The 14,039-nt window shown below is 33.5% G+C and carries 18 protein-coding genes; all 18 read left to right on the forward strand.

The features are described from left to right. Window positions 1–108: 108 nt before the first annotated feature. The 18 genes from NQQ59_RS17615 (at window position 109) to NQQ59_RS17700 (ending at window position 14,031) form a co-directional block, all read left to right on the forward strand. Window positions 109–1,011, forward strand: coding sequence for an NADPH-dependent FMN reductase family protein (locus NQQ59_RS17615; protein WP_144216251.1), 903 nt, complete (start codon window positions 109–111; stop codon window positions 1,009–1,011). A gap of 17 nt (window positions 1,012–1,028) precedes the next feature. Continuing rightward, window positions 1,029–2,162 carry a beta-ketoacyl-ACP synthase III gene (locus NQQ59_RS17620; RefSeq protein WP_144216253.1) on the forward strand — a complete coding sequence of 378 codons (1,134 nt, stop codon included), beginning with the start codon at window positions 1,029–1,031 and terminating at the stop codon, window positions 2,160–2,162. Further along, a complete protein-coding gene (locus NQQ59_RS17625; protein WP_144216256.1) occupies window positions 2,162–2,593 on the forward strand; it encodes a hypothetical protein in 432 nt (143 codons plus the stop codon). Before NQQ59_RS17620 ends, NQQ59_RS17625 begins: the two co-directional genes overlap by 1 nt. Window positions 2,594–2,600: 7 nt before the next feature. Beyond that, on the forward strand, window positions 2,601–3,065 hold the full coding sequence (locus NQQ59_RS17630) for an ABC transporter permease (protein WP_144216258.1): 465 nt from the start codon (window positions 2,601–2,603) through the stop codon (window positions 3,063–3,065). Then, a complete protein-coding gene (locus tag NQQ59_RS17635; protein ID WP_144216260.1) occupies window positions 3,065–3,382 on the forward strand; it encodes a hypothetical protein in 318 nt (105 codons plus the stop codon). The genes NQQ59_RS17630 and NQQ59_RS17635 overlap by 1 nt, the downstream gene beginning before the upstream one ends. Before the next feature lie 9 nt (window positions 3,383–3,391). After that, entirely contained in the window at window positions 3,392–3,796 is a 405-nt protein-coding gene (locus NQQ59_RS17640) for a hypothetical protein (protein WP_144216262.1), read from the forward strand. Further along, window positions 3,797–4,795: a BtrH N-terminal domain-containing protein gene (locus NQQ59_RS17645; RefSeq protein ID WP_144216264.1), complete on the forward strand. Its 999-nt coding sequence runs from the start codon at window positions 3,797–3,799 to the stop codon at window positions 4,793–4,795. Between the two features lie 63 nt (window positions 4,796–4,858). Then, window positions 4,859–5,557, forward strand: a complete 699-nt coding sequence (locus tag NQQ59_RS17650; protein ID WP_186296601.1) for an ABC transporter ATP-binding protein — start codon at window positions 4,859–4,861, stop codon at window positions 5,555–5,557. Next, window positions 5,547–6,830, forward strand: a complete 1,284-nt coding sequence (locus NQQ59_RS17655) for an ABC transporter permease (RefSeq protein ID WP_186296602.1) — start codon at window positions 5,547–5,549, stop codon at window positions 6,828–6,830. The genes NQQ59_RS17650 and NQQ59_RS17655 overlap by 11 nt, the downstream gene beginning before the upstream one ends. Continuing rightward, window positions 6,805–7,254: an acyl-CoA thioesterase gene (locus NQQ59_RS17660; protein WP_144216268.1), complete on the forward strand. Its 450-nt coding sequence runs from the start codon at window positions 6,805–6,807 to the stop codon at window positions 7,252–7,254. Before NQQ59_RS17655 ends, NQQ59_RS17660 begins: the two co-directional genes overlap by 26 nt. Before the next feature lie 267 nt (window positions 7,255–7,521). Further along, window positions 7,522–8,664, forward strand: coding sequence for a beta-ketoacyl synthase N-terminal-like domain-containing protein (locus NQQ59_RS17665; protein WP_144216270.1), 1,143 nt, complete (start codon window positions 7,522–7,524; stop codon window positions 8,662–8,664). Between the two features lie 62 nt (window positions 8,665–8,726). Then, entirely contained in the window at window positions 8,727–9,341 is a 615-nt protein-coding gene (locus tag NQQ59_RS17670; RefSeq protein WP_144216272.1) for a 3-oxoacyl-ACP synthase, read from the forward strand. Window positions 9,342–9,343: 2 nt separating this feature from the next. Continuing rightward, window positions 9,344–9,601, forward strand: coding sequence for a phosphopantetheine-binding protein (locus tag NQQ59_RS17675; RefSeq protein WP_068841663.1), 258 nt, complete (start codon window positions 9,344–9,346; stop codon window positions 9,599–9,601). Between the two features lie 176 nt (window positions 9,602–9,777). Then, window positions 9,778–10,974 carry a beta-ketoacyl-[acyl-carrier-protein] synthase family protein gene (locus NQQ59_RS17680; protein ID WP_144216274.1) on the forward strand — a complete coding sequence of 399 codons (1,197 nt, stop codon included), beginning with the start codon at window positions 9,778–9,780 and terminating at the stop codon, window positions 10,972–10,974. Continuing rightward, window positions 10,974–12,035, forward strand: a complete 1,062-nt coding sequence (locus NQQ59_RS17685; RefSeq protein WP_144216276.1) for a beta-ketoacyl synthase N-terminal-like domain-containing protein — start codon at window positions 10,974–10,976, stop codon at window positions 12,033–12,035. Before NQQ59_RS17680 ends, NQQ59_RS17685 begins: the two co-directional genes overlap by 1 nt. Continuing rightward, complete coding sequence (locus tag NQQ59_RS17690; protein ID WP_144216278.1) at window positions 12,032–12,808, forward strand: polysaccharide deacetylase family protein; 777 nt, start codon at window positions 12,032–12,034, stop codon at window positions 12,806–12,808. Before NQQ59_RS17685 ends, NQQ59_RS17690 begins: the two co-directional genes overlap by 4 nt. After that, window positions 12,798–13,430, forward strand: a complete 633-nt coding sequence (locus NQQ59_RS17695) for an outer membrane lipoprotein carrier protein LolA (RefSeq protein WP_144216280.1) — start codon at window positions 12,798–12,800, stop codon at window positions 13,428–13,430. The genes NQQ59_RS17690 and NQQ59_RS17695 overlap by 11 nt, the downstream gene beginning before the upstream one ends. Next, window positions 13,396–14,031, forward strand: a complete 636-nt coding sequence (locus NQQ59_RS17700) for a hypothetical protein (RefSeq protein WP_144216282.1) — start codon at window positions 13,396–13,398, stop codon at window positions 14,029–14,031. The genes NQQ59_RS17695 and NQQ59_RS17700 overlap by 35 nt, the downstream gene beginning before the upstream one ends. Window positions 14,032–14,039 lie beyond the last annotated feature (8 nt).

Raw genomic sequence — 14,039 nt, forward strand, 5'->3', positions numbered from 1 at the left:
ATCATTAATAAATTCGCGGAAATTTGCGCAATTCGTGGCAGACAAAAACATAAAAGTACTTTAAATAAATTTACTTATTTTTGCTGACCACCAAAGCCAGAAACCTAAATGAAAAATGTTCTCATAGTCTATTATTCTCAGTCTGGACAACTAGAATCTATTGCACGAAACATTGCAAAACCATTTCTAAATTCAGATGAAATAAAATTGACTTTTCACGAAATACAATTAGAAAAGCCATTTCCTTTTCCTTGGAATAAAGACTCCTTTTTTGATGCTTTCCCAGAATCTTTTTTACAGATTCCGACTGCTTTAAAACCTGTTCCTGAGGAGATTTTAAATACAAAATTTGACTTGATTCTTTTTCATTATCAAGTTTGGTATTTATCGCCTTCTATACCAATTAATTCGTTTTTGAAAAGTGAAGATGGGAAGAAAATTTTGAATAATACGCCTGTAATCACCATCAGCGGTTCCAGAAACATGTGGATTATGGCTCAGGAAAAAATCAAAGTTTTATTGAAAGAAGCAAATGCAAATTTGGTTGGAAATGTAGCTTTGGTAGATCGCGTTGGAAATTTAATCAGTGTGATCACAATTGTAGAATGGATGTTCTCGGGAGTTAAGAAAAAATACTTAGGTATTTTTCCACTTCCAGGAGTTTCAGATAAAGACATACAAGAATCAAGTCAGTTTGGAGAAATTATGCTGGATTCTTTTAACAAGAATAATTTAACCGATTTACAACCAAAATTAGTAAATGCGGGAGCTGTAAAAATAAGTTCGTATTTAGTGACTGTAGACAAAACGGCGAATAAAATTTTTAATAAATGGTCAAATATCATTTATAAAAATGAAAAAAAGCGAAAACAGCTACTTAAAGTATTTAATGTTTATTTATTCCTTGCGATATGGTTAATTTCACCAATAGTGTATATATTGCACCTTATTACCTATCCGCTTAAGTTAAAAACTATAAAAAAGGAAACTCAATATTATCAGGGAGTTTAGAAGACGAAATTTAGATTATGTTTGAAGTATATATTACAAAAGCTGCAAAATATTTGCCAAACGAAGCTGTTTCTAACGATGAAATGGAAGCCTATTTAGGTCTTATCAATGATACTGCTTCAAAAGCAAGACGTATTATTTTGCGCAACAATAAAATTACAAGCCGATATTATGCAGTTGATAAAGACGGAAAAAGCACTCACAGCAATGCTGAATTGACGAGAAATGCTATTTTGCCATTATTCGACGAAAATTTTACGCCTCAAGATGTAGAAGTACTTTCATGCGGAACCTCAACTCCGGATATCTTTTTGCCTTCTCATGCTGCAATGGTTCATGGTTTATTAAAAAATAAATCGCTAGAATTAAACTCTTCAACAGGAGTTTGTTGTGCCGGAATGAATTCTTTAAAATTTGGTTTTCTTTCTGTTAGATCTGGAAATTCAAATAATGCAATCTGCACAGGATCTGAAAAAGTTTCAACTTGGCTAAATGCTCAAAAATACAATCACGAAGCGGAAAACTTAAAAAATCTGGAAGAACAGCCAATCATTGCTTTCAAAAAAGACTTCTTAAGATGGATGCTTTCTGATGGTGCTGGTGCCTTTTTATTAGAAAATAAACCAAGAGGCCCAATCTCCCTTAAAATAGAATGGATGGAAGCTTTTTCGTATGCTTACGAATTAGAAACTTGCATGTACGCGGGAGGAGATAAATTAGAAAATGGAGAAATCAAAGGCTGGAGCGATTATGCACCAGAACAATGGTTAAATGAATCTGTTTTCTCAATCAAACAAGACGTAAAATTATTAGATGAATTTATCCTGTCAAAAGGTGCAGAAAGCATGAAAGACGCTATGGATAAAAACAACATCAAATCTGAAGATATTCAATATTTCATTCCTCACGTTTCTTCAAACTTCTTTGTGGAAGGATTAAAGAAAGGACTAAACGAAAAAGGAATTGGAATGAGTGACGAAAAATGGTTCATGAATCTTTCTAGAGTGGGTAACGTAGGTTCTGCCTCTATCTATTTGGCTTTAGAAGAATTGATGAATTCTGGGAATTTGAAAAAAGGTGATCACATTCTTTTATCTGTTCCAGAAAGTGGAAGATTTTCTTTCGCGTATGCGTATTTAACAGTTTGCTAATGGAAACAATGGCGCTTTTAGAAAAAGAAACGGTCGAAAATTTACTGCCTCAAAAGTTTCCTTTTGTGATGGTCGATGCTATGCATTCTTATACGGAAACTTCTTTGGTTTCGGGTTTAAAAATTCAAAGTGAGAATATTTTTACTGTTGAAAATACATTTCTAGAAGCAGGTTTAATAGAACATATGGCGCAATCTGTGGCATTGCATACAGGATATCAGTTTTTTCTAAAAAATGAAATTGCACCAACAGGCTACATCGGATCTATTAAGGAAATTGAAATTAAAAAGCTTCCACAACTAAACGACAAAATTCAGTCTGAAGTTACGATTTTACAAGAATTTGCTGGAATCACTCTAGTAGATATTGTTACTTTTTTAAATAATGAAGAAATTGCCAGAGGGCAAATGAAAACCGTTTTGGCAAAATAAATCAATAATGAAAACTACTTCTGCTGTCGACATACAAAATTATCTACCACACCGAGCACCAATGCTTATGGTGGATTTGATTTTGAATATAGATTCAGGTTTTGTAGAAACCATTTTTCTTATTGAAGAAAACAATATTTTCGTTCAAAATAATGTTTTTATTGAAGCAGGTTTAATAGAAAATACAGCACAGACTTGTTCGGCAATTGTTGGAAAAAAGTACTTTTTTGACGATAACGGACTTGAAAATGAAAACGTAAATGTAATTGGATTTATCAGTGCTTTAAAAAATGTAAAAATTCATGCACTGCCAAAAGTTGGTGATACGATTGTAACTAAAGCCGACCTTGTTTCTAAATTTACTGGAGACGATTACACTTTATGCACGATGAGCTGCAAAAGCTTACTCGAAGACCAGATACTCTTAGAATGCGAAATTAACTTGTTCATTCAGAAAACAATTTCGGTGTAATGAATTTAAAAAAAATCATTTTACATTTAGCAATCCGCATCGGGATTTTAGTTCTCTTACTTACAGCTGTTTTCTTATTTTGGCATTTCACTTATGATCCTCATAAATATTGCGACGAAACCGGACACAGACATGTAGACGGAGGATTAGGATTATTCATCATTGGATTTTTAATAACCCAGATGTTTTATATCGGAATGCTGATCGAAATGATTTATTTGTTTGTGAAAAAAAAGAAAGTTCTGGCTTTCGCAAACCTCGGATTTTTAATAATTAGTTTAAGTATAGCTGGAGTCTGTACGTTTCTAATGAATTAAATTAGCAAAATGGAAAAAGATAAAGTACCTCAAGACCAAAGTAACTTAACGAAAAACAACGTAAAAGAGCTTTTATACGCAACCGACGAAAACGGTAATTATACTACAACCTTAAGTACCGGTTGGGAGCCAAAAACAATTGCACTTTCCAATTCTATTGACGAAATAAACGAAAGAATTGCCGATGCCAAACAACAAGTTTTAGATGGCGAAGTAAGTCCAATTGTGTATTTTATGGAAGTCAATAAAATGGATCTTACGATTTTATCCAGCTATGTAGGATTCTGGAAATGGCGTGTAAAAAGACATTTTAAACCGAGTGTTTTTGCAACTTTAAGTGATAAAATTCTGCAGAAATACGCGGATACTTTTGAAGTATCAATCGAAGAATTAAAAAACAGCATTACCAAATAAATGGAATTAACTTTCACACATCATCAGTCTGCTCATTGCGAGAATGGAGTAGCGTCAAATCTGCTAAAAAATAGCGGACTAAACATCAGCGAACCGATGGTTTTTGGTATTGGCTCAGGATTATTTTTTGTATATCTGCCTTTCATAAAAGTGAATTATGCACCCGCAATTAGTTATAGAACTTTGCCAGGACAGATTTTCAATAAAGTTGCCAATCGTTTACATTTAAAAATAAAAAGACAAAAATTTTCTTCTATATCAAATGCAAATAAAGCTTTAGACGAAAATTTAAAAAATAATATTCCAACAGGATTACAGGTTGGAGTTTACAATTTAAGTTATTTTCCAGACGAATATCGTTTTCATTTCAATGCACACAATTTAGTTGTTTACGGAAAAACCGAAACCGAATATTTAGTGAGCGATCCTGTTATGGAAACCGTTACGACTTTAACTTACGAAGACATGAATAAAGTACGTTTTGCCAAAGGCGCTTTTGCGCCTCGAGGCCAAATGTACTATCCGATTCAGATTCCAAAAGACGTTGACTTAAAAAGCGCCATCATTAAAGGAATTAAAAATACATGCCGAGATATGTTGGCACCAATGCCAATTGTTGGTGTTCGCGGTATCAAATTTGTTTCGAAGCAAATTAGAAAATGGCCAATAAAACACGGAACTAAAAAAGCCAATCATTACTTGGCGCAAATGGTTCGTATGCAAGAAGAAATTGGAACTGGAGGCGGTGGTTTCCGTTTTATTTATGCCGCATTTTTACAGGAAGCTTCGGTTATTTTGGGTAACGAAGAACTAAAAGAACTTTCTAAAGAAATGACAAAAATTGGAGATTCATGGCGTGATTTTGCTGTTGAAGCTTCAAGAATTTACAAAAACAGAAGTGCTAAAGAAGATGCTTACAATACTATTGCCGATGAACTTTTGGACATTGCCAATAGAGAAGAAATCTTTTTCAAAAAACTAAAAAAAGCAATCAGCTAAAATCATATTTTGCAGTCTATCATTCAAATAGAATCCCTTTCGAAAAAGTACAAAAATGCAGAAATGTATTCTTTGAACAATGTTTCGCTAAACATAAATGAAGGTCAGATTTTTGGTTTACTTGGACCTAACGGCGCTGGAAAAACCACTTTAATTTCCATGCTTTGCGGATTGGTAAAACCAACTTCAGGACATTTTACAATTGATGGTTTAGATTATCAGCATCATTCCTCAAAAATTAAAAAAATTATAGGCGTTGTTCCTCAAGAATATGCTTTGTATCCGACTTTGACTGCTAGAGAAAATCTGCTTTATTTTGGAAGTATGTATGGTTTAAAAGGTTCTGATTTAAAAGACAAAGTGATTGAAGCTTTAGATCTTTTAGGTTTATTGAAATTTGCCGATAAACAAGTTCAAACTTTTTCTGGCGGAATGAAACGTCGTGTGAACCTGATTGCGGGAATTCTGCATAAACCAAAAGTTTTGTTTTTGGATGAACCAACTGTTGGTGTTGATGTACATTCTAAAACGGCCATCATCGATTATTTGAAAGTTTTAAACCAAAACGGAACAACCATTATTTATACATCGCATCATTTGGCTGAAGCCGAAGATTTCTGTACGCAAATCGCCATTTTAGATCAGGGACAGATTTATGCGCAGGCAACTCCATCAGCATTGATTGAAGAAACAAAAGATGCTCGAAATCTTGAAGATGTTTTTATTTCATTAACTGGTAAAGCGTTGAGAGATGGTATATAAAATTTGGATGTCGGTAGTAAAAGAATTCCTTTTGCTAAAAAGAGATTTAGGCGGATTGATTATTTTATTCATCATGCCTTTGGTTTTGGTCATTGCCGTAACCTTAATTCAAGACAGTACTTTTAAAGCAGTAACCGATTCTAAAATTCAAATTCTTTTAGTCGATAAAGACAAAGGATCTGTTTCGAAAACTGTTTTTGAAAATTTAGAAAAAAGCAGCTATTTTACTGTTGTAACACAAATTGACAATCAACCGATTACCGAAGAAATTGCCAGAGAAAATGTGTACAAAGGAAAATTCCAATTGGCAATTGTAATTCCAGAAAATCTAAGTTCTGATTTACAAGCAAAAGTGGATCAGAATGTAGAGAAAATCGTCAGTAATTTAGGTTTGACTGATAGTACTGTAACTGCAGAACCTCAGCGTGTTATTAAAGAAAAAGAAGTAAAACTATATTTTGATCCAGCCGTTCAAATGAGTTTCAAAAATGCGGTGATGAGTTCGATCGACAAAATGATTTCGCAGATTGAAACCAAATCGATTTATTCGACTTTCCAAAAACAATTAGGAGAAGACACAATCGATTTTGAGCAAAAAAGTTTTATTTCTTTTAAAGAAATAATTCCGAGAATCAACAACAAAGAAGTTCGTCCGAATTCCGTTCAACACAACGTTCCGGCTTGGACACTTTTTGCTATCTTTTTTATTGTGATTCCGTTATCAATCAATATTGTAAAAGAAAAATCACAAGGAACTTTTGTTCGATTAAGAACCAATCCTGTTTCCAATTTAATTGTGATTATTGGAAAAACCATTACTTACTCGATCATTTGTATGATTCAGTTTTATATGATGGTTGCCGTTGCCGTTTTCTTATTTCCATCCATCGGACTGCCTTCTTTAAATATCGAAGGACATTTCTTTTTGACCAGTGTTGTGGCCTTATTTTCAGGTTTTGCAGCAATCGGCTTCGGAATTTTATTAGGAACTGTTGCAAGCACGCAAGAACAATCTGCTCCTTTTGGTGCCACAAGTGTGATCATTTTGGCTGCAATTGGAGGCGTTTGGGTTCCTGTTTTCGCCATGCCAAAAGTCATGCAGTATATAGCAAAATCTTCTCCAATGAACTGGGGATTAGAAGCTTTTTATGACGTGTTGCTTCGCAGCGTTTCTTTCGTCGAAATCATTCCAAAAATAAGTTTGTTATTTTTGTTTTTCATTATTACAACTTCCATCGCATTATTTTATGATAAAAAGAAAAGAGCAGTTTAACGAGGCTACAGACTTGACCGTTTCACACGAAATCAGAATTCGTTTTAACGAAACAGATCCGCTTGGAATTGTTTGGCACGGAAACTATATCACGTATTTTGAAGATGGACGCGAAGCATTTGGACGTGAACACGGACTTACCTATTTGGATATTGCCGCTACGGGTTACACGACGCCAATCGTAAAATCGACTTGCGAACATAAATTGTCTTTGCGTTATGGTGATGTGGTTACAATTGAAACAACGGTTGTTGACACGCCAGCTGCCAAAATGATTTACCGTTTTAAAATTATTGATGATAAAGGAGAAGTGGCTTGCACGGGAGAGACTGTTCAGGTTTTTTTAGATAATGAAGGGAATTTAATGCTGACGAATCCTCCTTTTTATGAGGAATGGAAAAGGAAAGTTGGTCTATTGAAATAGTTTTTTAGCCACGAATTACACAAATTTTCACAAATTAAAAATCAGTGTAAATCTGCTAGATCTGCGAGCAAAAAAATTAAACACATAGAATCATAGAATTTAAAAGTCAATAAAAAGACGTAAATAAAATCTAGATTTTACACATAGCTATGTTTGTTTAAATAAATGAAATGCCTTTTTTAAGTAAACAAAAACTATGTTTCTATGTGTTAAAATAAATATACCTACAAGGTTTTGAAAACCTTACAGGAGAAATCGAGAAATAAAATGATAAGAGAAATATACATTACCGAAACGAATTGTATCACGCCTTTAGGTTTTGATGTGGAATCGAACATCGAAGCGATTCTTCGTGGCGATTCTGGAATTCAGCTCCATAACGATGTTTCTTTGATGCCGAATTCATTTTATGCGTCGATTATCAACAATGAAAAAATAAACAGCGCTTTTGCAAAAATCAGCGCTGAGACAAAATATTCCCGTTTAGAAAAAATGATGATTTTGGCTTTAGAACCGATTATCAGAAATTCTAAAGTCGAATTAAACTCAAAAACTGCTTTTATACTTTCTACCACAAAAGGAAATGTAACGGCTTTACAACACAATTCTGAGGAAAGCTTTAACAACGCACATTTAGATGTTTTGGCAAAAAATATTGCTGATTTCTTCGGATTTCAAACACAGCCAATTGTAGTTTCAAATGCTTGTGTTTCTGGAATTTTAGCCGTTTCTGTTGCCAAAAGAATGATTAAGTCCGAGCTTTATGATAACATTTTTGTTGTGGCTGGTGATGAAGTTTCAGAATTTGTTTTGTCTGGTTTTAATGCTTTTCAAGCGATGAGCGAACTGCCCTGCAAACCCTATTCTAAAAACAGAACAGGCGTAAGTTTAGGCGAAGCAACTGCAGCCGTTTTGGTTTCGGCGGAAGCCAAAAACGCCAAAATAAAAGTAATTGGCGACAGTTCGATAAACGATGCGAATCATATTTCAGGTCCATCAAGAACAGGTGAAGGTTTGTTTAGAAGTATTCAGAATGCATTGAAAGAAGCTCAAATTGAAGCAACCAAATTAGATTATATTTCAGCACACGGAACAGCAACACCTTATAACGACGAAATGGAAGCGATTGCTTTAAATCGTTTGGATTTAAAAAACGTTCCCATTAATAGTTTAAAAGGATTTTATGGTCATACATTAGGTGCTTCTGGATTATTGGAAACGGTTATCGCGATAGAATCTGCCAATCAAAATACGCTTTTTGAATCTAAAGGTTTTGATGAAATTGGTGTAAGCGAATCTATTAATGTAATTGAGAAAAACGAAGAAAAGAATATTGAATATTTCCTAAAAACAGCTTCTGGTTTTGGAGGTTGTAATACAGCTGTGGTTTTTGAAAAAGTGAAACACTAATTACACAAATTTTCACGAAATAATCGGTGTCAATTCGTGAAATTCGTGTTTAAATTAAAAAAATGACAAACAAAACCAACATACAATCCTACATCAAAATTGAAAACAACGAAATTGTTCTCAATGGAACTTCTGTATTCAAAATTGAACCAACCGATTTTGCAGATTTCGCCAAACAAGCGTATCGTAATTTTGAAATGCAGTATCCAAAATTTTTCAAAATGGATGCTTTGAGCAAACTGGCTTTTTTAGGATCAGAACTGCTTTTGAGTCCGATTACCTCAACAAAAGAGGAAAATAATATCGCTTTGGTTTTGGCCAATAAATCATCAAGTTTAGATACCGATGTAAAATATCAGGAATCCATTTCAGACAAAGAAAATTATTTTCCGAGTCCGGCGGTTTTTGTTTATACGCTACCAAATATTTGTTTGGGCGAAATAAGTATCCGTCATCAGCTAAAAAGTGAGAATTCTTTCTTTATATTTGACACCTTTAACACCGAATTTATGTCCAATTATTCTAATATTCTTCTGAATACGAATAAGGCAGATGTAGTTTTATGCGGTTGGGTAGAATTTTTTAATGACAGTTATAAAGCCTTTCTTTGTACCATTAGTAGAACAGAAAGCACAGAATATAAAAACGAAACTATCAATACATTATACAATAAATAATCATGGAAGCATTAAAAGAAGAATTAAAAAACAAAATCATAACTACTTTAAACCTTGAAGATATCGCAGTTGAAGACATTGCAGATAACGATCCTTTGTTTGGAGACGGTTTAGGTTTAGACTCAATTGATGCACTTGAATTGATCGTGATTTTAGATAAAGATTACGGAATTAAATTAGTTGACCCGAAAGAAGGAAAAACAATTTTCCAATCTATCGAAACTATGGCAGCATATATCAGCGCAAATAGAACGAAGTAATTTGCATAAACTTTGTCAAAGAGTTGCTATTTAAAAAAGCTTAAAAAACTTTGCGACTCTGCGACTTTGCGAAATTAAATTACAAGCTTCTTTCACTTAACTGTGAGAAATTTGCTCGCAAAGACGCGAAGACGCAAAGTTTAATCTAAAATCTAAAATCATAAATCTAAAATTAGATGAAGGGTGTTGCTATAACGGGAATGGGAATTATTTCTGCGATTGGTAATTCGGTTGAGGAAAATTATCTTTCGTTGATCGAAAATAAAATCGGTGTTTCTCGCATTCAAAATATTTCGACGGTTCATGCAGATGTGATCAAAGTTGGCGAAATCAAAAAAACCAACGAAGAACTGATCAATGAACTGCAGTTAAACGAGAATAATAATTTCTCCAGAACCGCTATGATTGGTACTTTGGCAGCAAAACAAGCTGTTGAAAATGCCGGCATTACTGCTATCAATGAATTTAGAACTGGACTTATTTCGGCTACAAGCGTGGGCGGAATGGACATGACAGAGAAACATTATTACGATTATTTCGAAAAACCAGAATTGGTTAAATATATTACCTGCCATGACGGTGGTGATGTTGCCGAAAAAATTGCGGAAGAATTAGGTTTAAAAGGAATGGTAACAACCATTAGTACCGCTTGTTCATCTGCAGCCAATTCAATTATGCTGGGCGCAAGATTAATCAAAACAGGAAAATTAGATCGCGTAATTGTAGGTGGAGCCGATGCTTTGGCAAAATTCACCATCAACGGATTTAAAACTTTGATGATTTTATCTGACGATTACAACAAACCTTTCGACAATAATAGAAAAGGATTAAATCTTGGAGAAGCTGCAGCTTTTCTAGTTTTAGAATCAGATGAAGTTGTTGCCAAACAAAACAAAAAAGTACTGGCAAGAGTTTCGGGTTACGGAAATGCAAATGACGCTTACCACCAAACGGCCTCTTCAGAAAATGGAGACGGTGCTTATTTGGCAATGAAAAAAGCATTTGAAGTTTCAGGCTTAAAACCTTCTGAAATTGATTATATCAACGTACACGGAACCGCAACGCCAAACAATGATTTATCTGAAGGAAGAGCTTTAAAACGAATTTACGAAGACGAAAAAGTTCCAGATTTCAGTTCTACAAAACCTTTTACGGGGCACACTTTAGCAGCCGCTGCTGCAATTGAAGCTGTTTACAGTGTTTTGGCCATTCAAAACAATGTGGTGTATCCAAATTTGAATTTTGAAACTCAAATGGAAGAATTTGATTTGACACCACAAACTGTTGCAAAAAATAAAACTATCGAACATGTTTTATCGAATTCTTTCGGATTTGGAGGAAACTGTTCAACCCTTATATTTTCAAAAAGCTAATGAAGAAAACATATATAAATGGAGTAGGCTGTATTTCGACTCAAAAAACATTTGATACTGTTTTTTTGGAAGAAGCTGTTATAAATCATGACCAAAATGTACTGGCAATAGTACCGCCAGCTTACAAAGAATATATTTCGCCTGCTGCAAGCCGTAGAATGGCAAAAGGTGTAAAAAACGGAATTGTTGCTTCGACTTTAGCCATGAAAGATGCAAACATTGAGAATGTCGATGCGATTATTACCGGAACTGGTTTAGGTTGTATTGAAGATTCTGAAAAATTCCTGAAAAGTATTTTAGATAATAAAGAAGAGTTCTTGACTCCAACTTCTTTTATCCAATCGACTCACAATACCGTTGGTGCGCAAATTGCGCTTTTACAGCAATGCAAAGGTTACAATTTCACTTACGTGAATGGCGCAGTTTCTTTTGAATCGGCACTTTTGGATGCGAAAATGCAGATTGAAGAAGACGAAGCAAATTCAATTTTAGTTGGCGGTGTTGATGAAAATGGCGATTATACTACTGCCCTTTTCAAATTAAATGGAAGAATCAAAAAAGATAATTCGGCTCCTTACGATGTTTTAACTTCTACTACAAGTGGTGCCGTTTATGGAGAAGGTGCTAGTTTTTTTGTTTTAGAAAATGAAAGAAAAGACAACACATACGCCGAACTTTTGGATGTTGCTATTGTCAATACTTTAGAAGAAAATGAAGTTGAAGCAGAAATTGTATCTTTTCTAAAATCAAATAATTTAGAAATTTCAGATATTGATGCTTTGGTTTTAGGTTTTGACGGAAATGTCAATTTTGAAAATTATTATAGAAATCTGACTGAAAATGCTTTTGCTCAAACGCCTGTTTTATATTACAAACATTTAAGCGGAGAATATGATACAGCTTCGGCATTTGCTTTCTGGATGGCTTCTAAAATTTTGAAAACGCAAGAAATTCCAGAAATTACAAAAGTAAATTCGGTTGCAAAACCAGCTTACAAAACTATTTTATTGTACAATCAATTAAGTGGCAAAAATCATAGTTTTACGTTACTTTCAAAATGATAACGCATAAAAACATCTCGATATTTTTTATCCTTTTATTGCTTTTAATGTTTCTTGGAAACTTTTTGATGCCAATAAATATAGGGTTGTATTTGGCTGTAATTTTTCTTTGGCTTGGAATAAATGCTTTGGGTTCTTCTAGAATTTCATCCAATTACCATGTAAAAGCCTTTTGCCATAATCCTTTAGAAAAAGAAAAAAAAATAGCGCTTACTTTTGATGATGGTCCGAGCATTTATACTTTGGAAGTTTTAGAACTTTTAAAAAAATACAATGTCAAAGCGACTTTTTTCTGCATTGGAAAAAATATCGAAACACATCCTGAAATTATTCAAAAAGTAATTTCTGAAGGACATTTGGTTGGAAATCATTCGTATTCACATTCTAAATTTTTTGATTTTTATAATGCCAAAAGAATAACCGAAGAACTTCAGAAAACAGATCAGCTTCTGGAGAAATTCACTTCCAAAAAAATAAACTTTTTTCGTCCGCCTTACGGAGTTACAACGCCGTCGATTCGAAGAGCTTTGAAAATCACTGGACACAAAGTCATTGGATGGAATATTCGTTCGCTTGACGGAGGAACTACAGATGTGGAATCAATTTTGAATCGAATTAAAAAACGCGTTTCTCCCGGCGGAATCGTACTTTTGCATGATACAGGAAAACATTCTGTGTTAGTCTTGGAACAGTTTTTGCAATTTTTACAGCAAAATAATTATCAAGTCGTTTCAATTGAAGAACTTTTGAATCTTAAAGCTTATGCGAACTAAAATATTTTTATTCTTATTTTTTACCGTTTTAAATTTCAGTTTATCTGCGCAAGAACAAAAAATGACTGCAGCAGAAATTGCACAATTTAAAGAAGACGTCAATGTAGTGGCAAAAAAAATCAAAACATTAAGTACTGATTTTGTTCAGTACAAACATTTGGATTTTTTATCGAAAGACATTGAAACTTCGGGAAAAATGATTTTTAAAGAACCTTCACTTCTGCAATGGCAATATAAAAAACCATACAATTACAGCATTACTTTCAAAAACGGAAAAATCCTGATTAATGATGAAGGAAAGAAAAGTGCTGTTGATATTGGAAACAGTAAAATCTTTGCCCGCATCAACAAATTAATTGTGGGAAGTGTAAGCGGTAATATGTTTGACGATAAAGAATTTACGATTTCCTATTTTAAACTAAAAGGACAAAATCTAGCTAAGTTTCTTCCGAAAGATGCGACGCTGAAAAAATACATCAAACAGATTGAACTGACTTTTGACAAAGAAGAAGCAACTGTGGTTCAGGTAAAATTATTAGAATCATCTGAAGATTATACACGAATTGTACTCAAAAATAAAGTGATCAATGCAAAAATCGACGATTCAGTTTTTACTAATTAATTGTCTTCTGGCAATTGTTTTAGTTTCTTGTGGCTCAGTCACAAAAAACTATACATCTAAAAAATTAGACAAAACGGCTGTAGAAGTTCCGTACTTTTCCGATTCAAAAACCGATTATGTTTACAAAACCAATATCAGTGTTTACGGAAATGAATTGTCGGGAATTTTCATTGCCAAGAAAATAAATGATACGACACATCGAATTGTTTTTACAACAGAATTCGGCAACAAATTAATGGATTTTGAAATTTCGGAAAACGATTTTAAAGTCAATTCGATTGTTTCAGAATTGGATCGAAAAATATTGATTAATACTTTAAAAGAAGATTTCAGACTTCTTCTAAAAAAACAATATTTGATTCAGGAAGAATTTGAAAATGAATCGGCAGACATTTACAAATCGAAAGATGGCAAACGAGACAATTATATTTTCATCTCCAAAAAAGAGCAAAAATTAGAAAAGATCGTTCACGCGTCTAAAACAAAAGAAAAATTTACACTGCTTTTCAGTTCAGAAAACAATATTTTTGCTGAAAAGATTCAGATAATTCATCAGAATATTAAATTAAAAATTGAACTGAATTATTTCAAATCAGAATAGAAAATTAA

Origin of the sequence: Flavobacterium panacis, from assembly GCF_024649945.1 — a bacterium.
Lineage (GTDB): Bacteria > Bacteroidota > Bacteroidia > Flavobacteriales > Flavobacteriaceae > Flavobacterium > Flavobacterium panacis.

Coding starts and splice junctions, on each gene's coding strand:
- NQQ59_RS17615 (WP_144216251.1), top strand. CDS start 109: ATGAAAAATGTTCTCATAGTCTATTATTCTCAGTCTGGACAACTAGAA.
- NQQ59_RS17620 (WP_144216253.1), top strand. CDS start 1,029: ATGTTTGAAGTATATATTACAAAAGCTGCAAAATATTTGCCAAACGAA.
- NQQ59_RS17625 (WP_144216256.1), top strand. CDS start 2,162: ATGGAAACAATGGCGCTTTTAGAAAAAGAAACGGTCGAAAATTTACTG.
- NQQ59_RS17630 (WP_144216258.1), top strand. CDS start 2,601: ATGAAAACTACTTCTGCTGTCGACATACAAAATTATCTACCACACCGA.
- NQQ59_RS17635 (WP_144216260.1), top strand. CDS start 3,065: ATGAATTTAAAAAAAATCATTTTACATTTAGCAATCCGCATCGGGATT.
- NQQ59_RS17640 (WP_144216262.1), top strand. CDS start 3,392: ATGGAAAAAGATAAAGTACCTCAAGACCAAAGTAACTTAACGAAAAAC.
- NQQ59_RS17645 (WP_144216264.1), top strand. CDS start 3,797: ATGGAATTAACTTTCACACATCATCAGTCTGCTCATTGCGAGAATGGA.
- NQQ59_RS17650 (WP_186296601.1), top strand. CDS start 4,859: ATGTATTCTTTGAACAATGTTTCGCTAAACATAAATGAAGGTCAGATT.
- NQQ59_RS17655 (WP_186296602.1), top strand. CDS start 5,547: ATGGTATATAAAATTTGGATGTCGGTAGTAAAAGAATTCCTTTTGCTA.
- NQQ59_RS17660 (WP_144216268.1), top strand. CDS start 6,805: ATGATAAAAAGAAAAGAGCAGTTTAACGAGGCTACAGACTTGACCGTT.
- NQQ59_RS17665 (WP_144216270.1), top strand. CDS start 7,522: ATGATAAGAGAAATATACATTACCGAAACGAATTGTATCACGCCTTTA.
- NQQ59_RS17670 (WP_144216272.1), top strand. CDS start 8,727: ATGACAAACAAAACCAACATACAATCCTACATCAAAATTGAAAACAAC.
- NQQ59_RS17675 (WP_068841663.1), top strand. CDS start 9,344: ATGGAAGCATTAAAAGAAGAATTAAAAAACAAAATCATAACTACTTTA.
- NQQ59_RS17680 (WP_144216274.1), top strand. CDS start 9,778: ATGAAGGGTGTTGCTATAACGGGAATGGGAATTATTTCTGCGATTGGT.
- NQQ59_RS17685 (WP_144216276.1), top strand. CDS start 10,974: ATGAAGAAAACATATATAAATGGAGTAGGCTGTATTTCGACTCAAAAA.
- NQQ59_RS17690 (WP_144216278.1), top strand. CDS start 12,032: ATGATAACGCATAAAAACATCTCGATATTTTTTATCCTTTTATTGCTT.
- NQQ59_RS17695 (WP_144216280.1), top strand. CDS start 12,798: ATGCGAACTAAAATATTTTTATTCTTATTTTTTACCGTTTTAAATTTC.
- NQQ59_RS17700 (WP_144216282.1), top strand. CDS start 13,396: ATGCAAAAATCGACGATTCAGTTTTTACTAATTAATTGTCTTCTGGCA.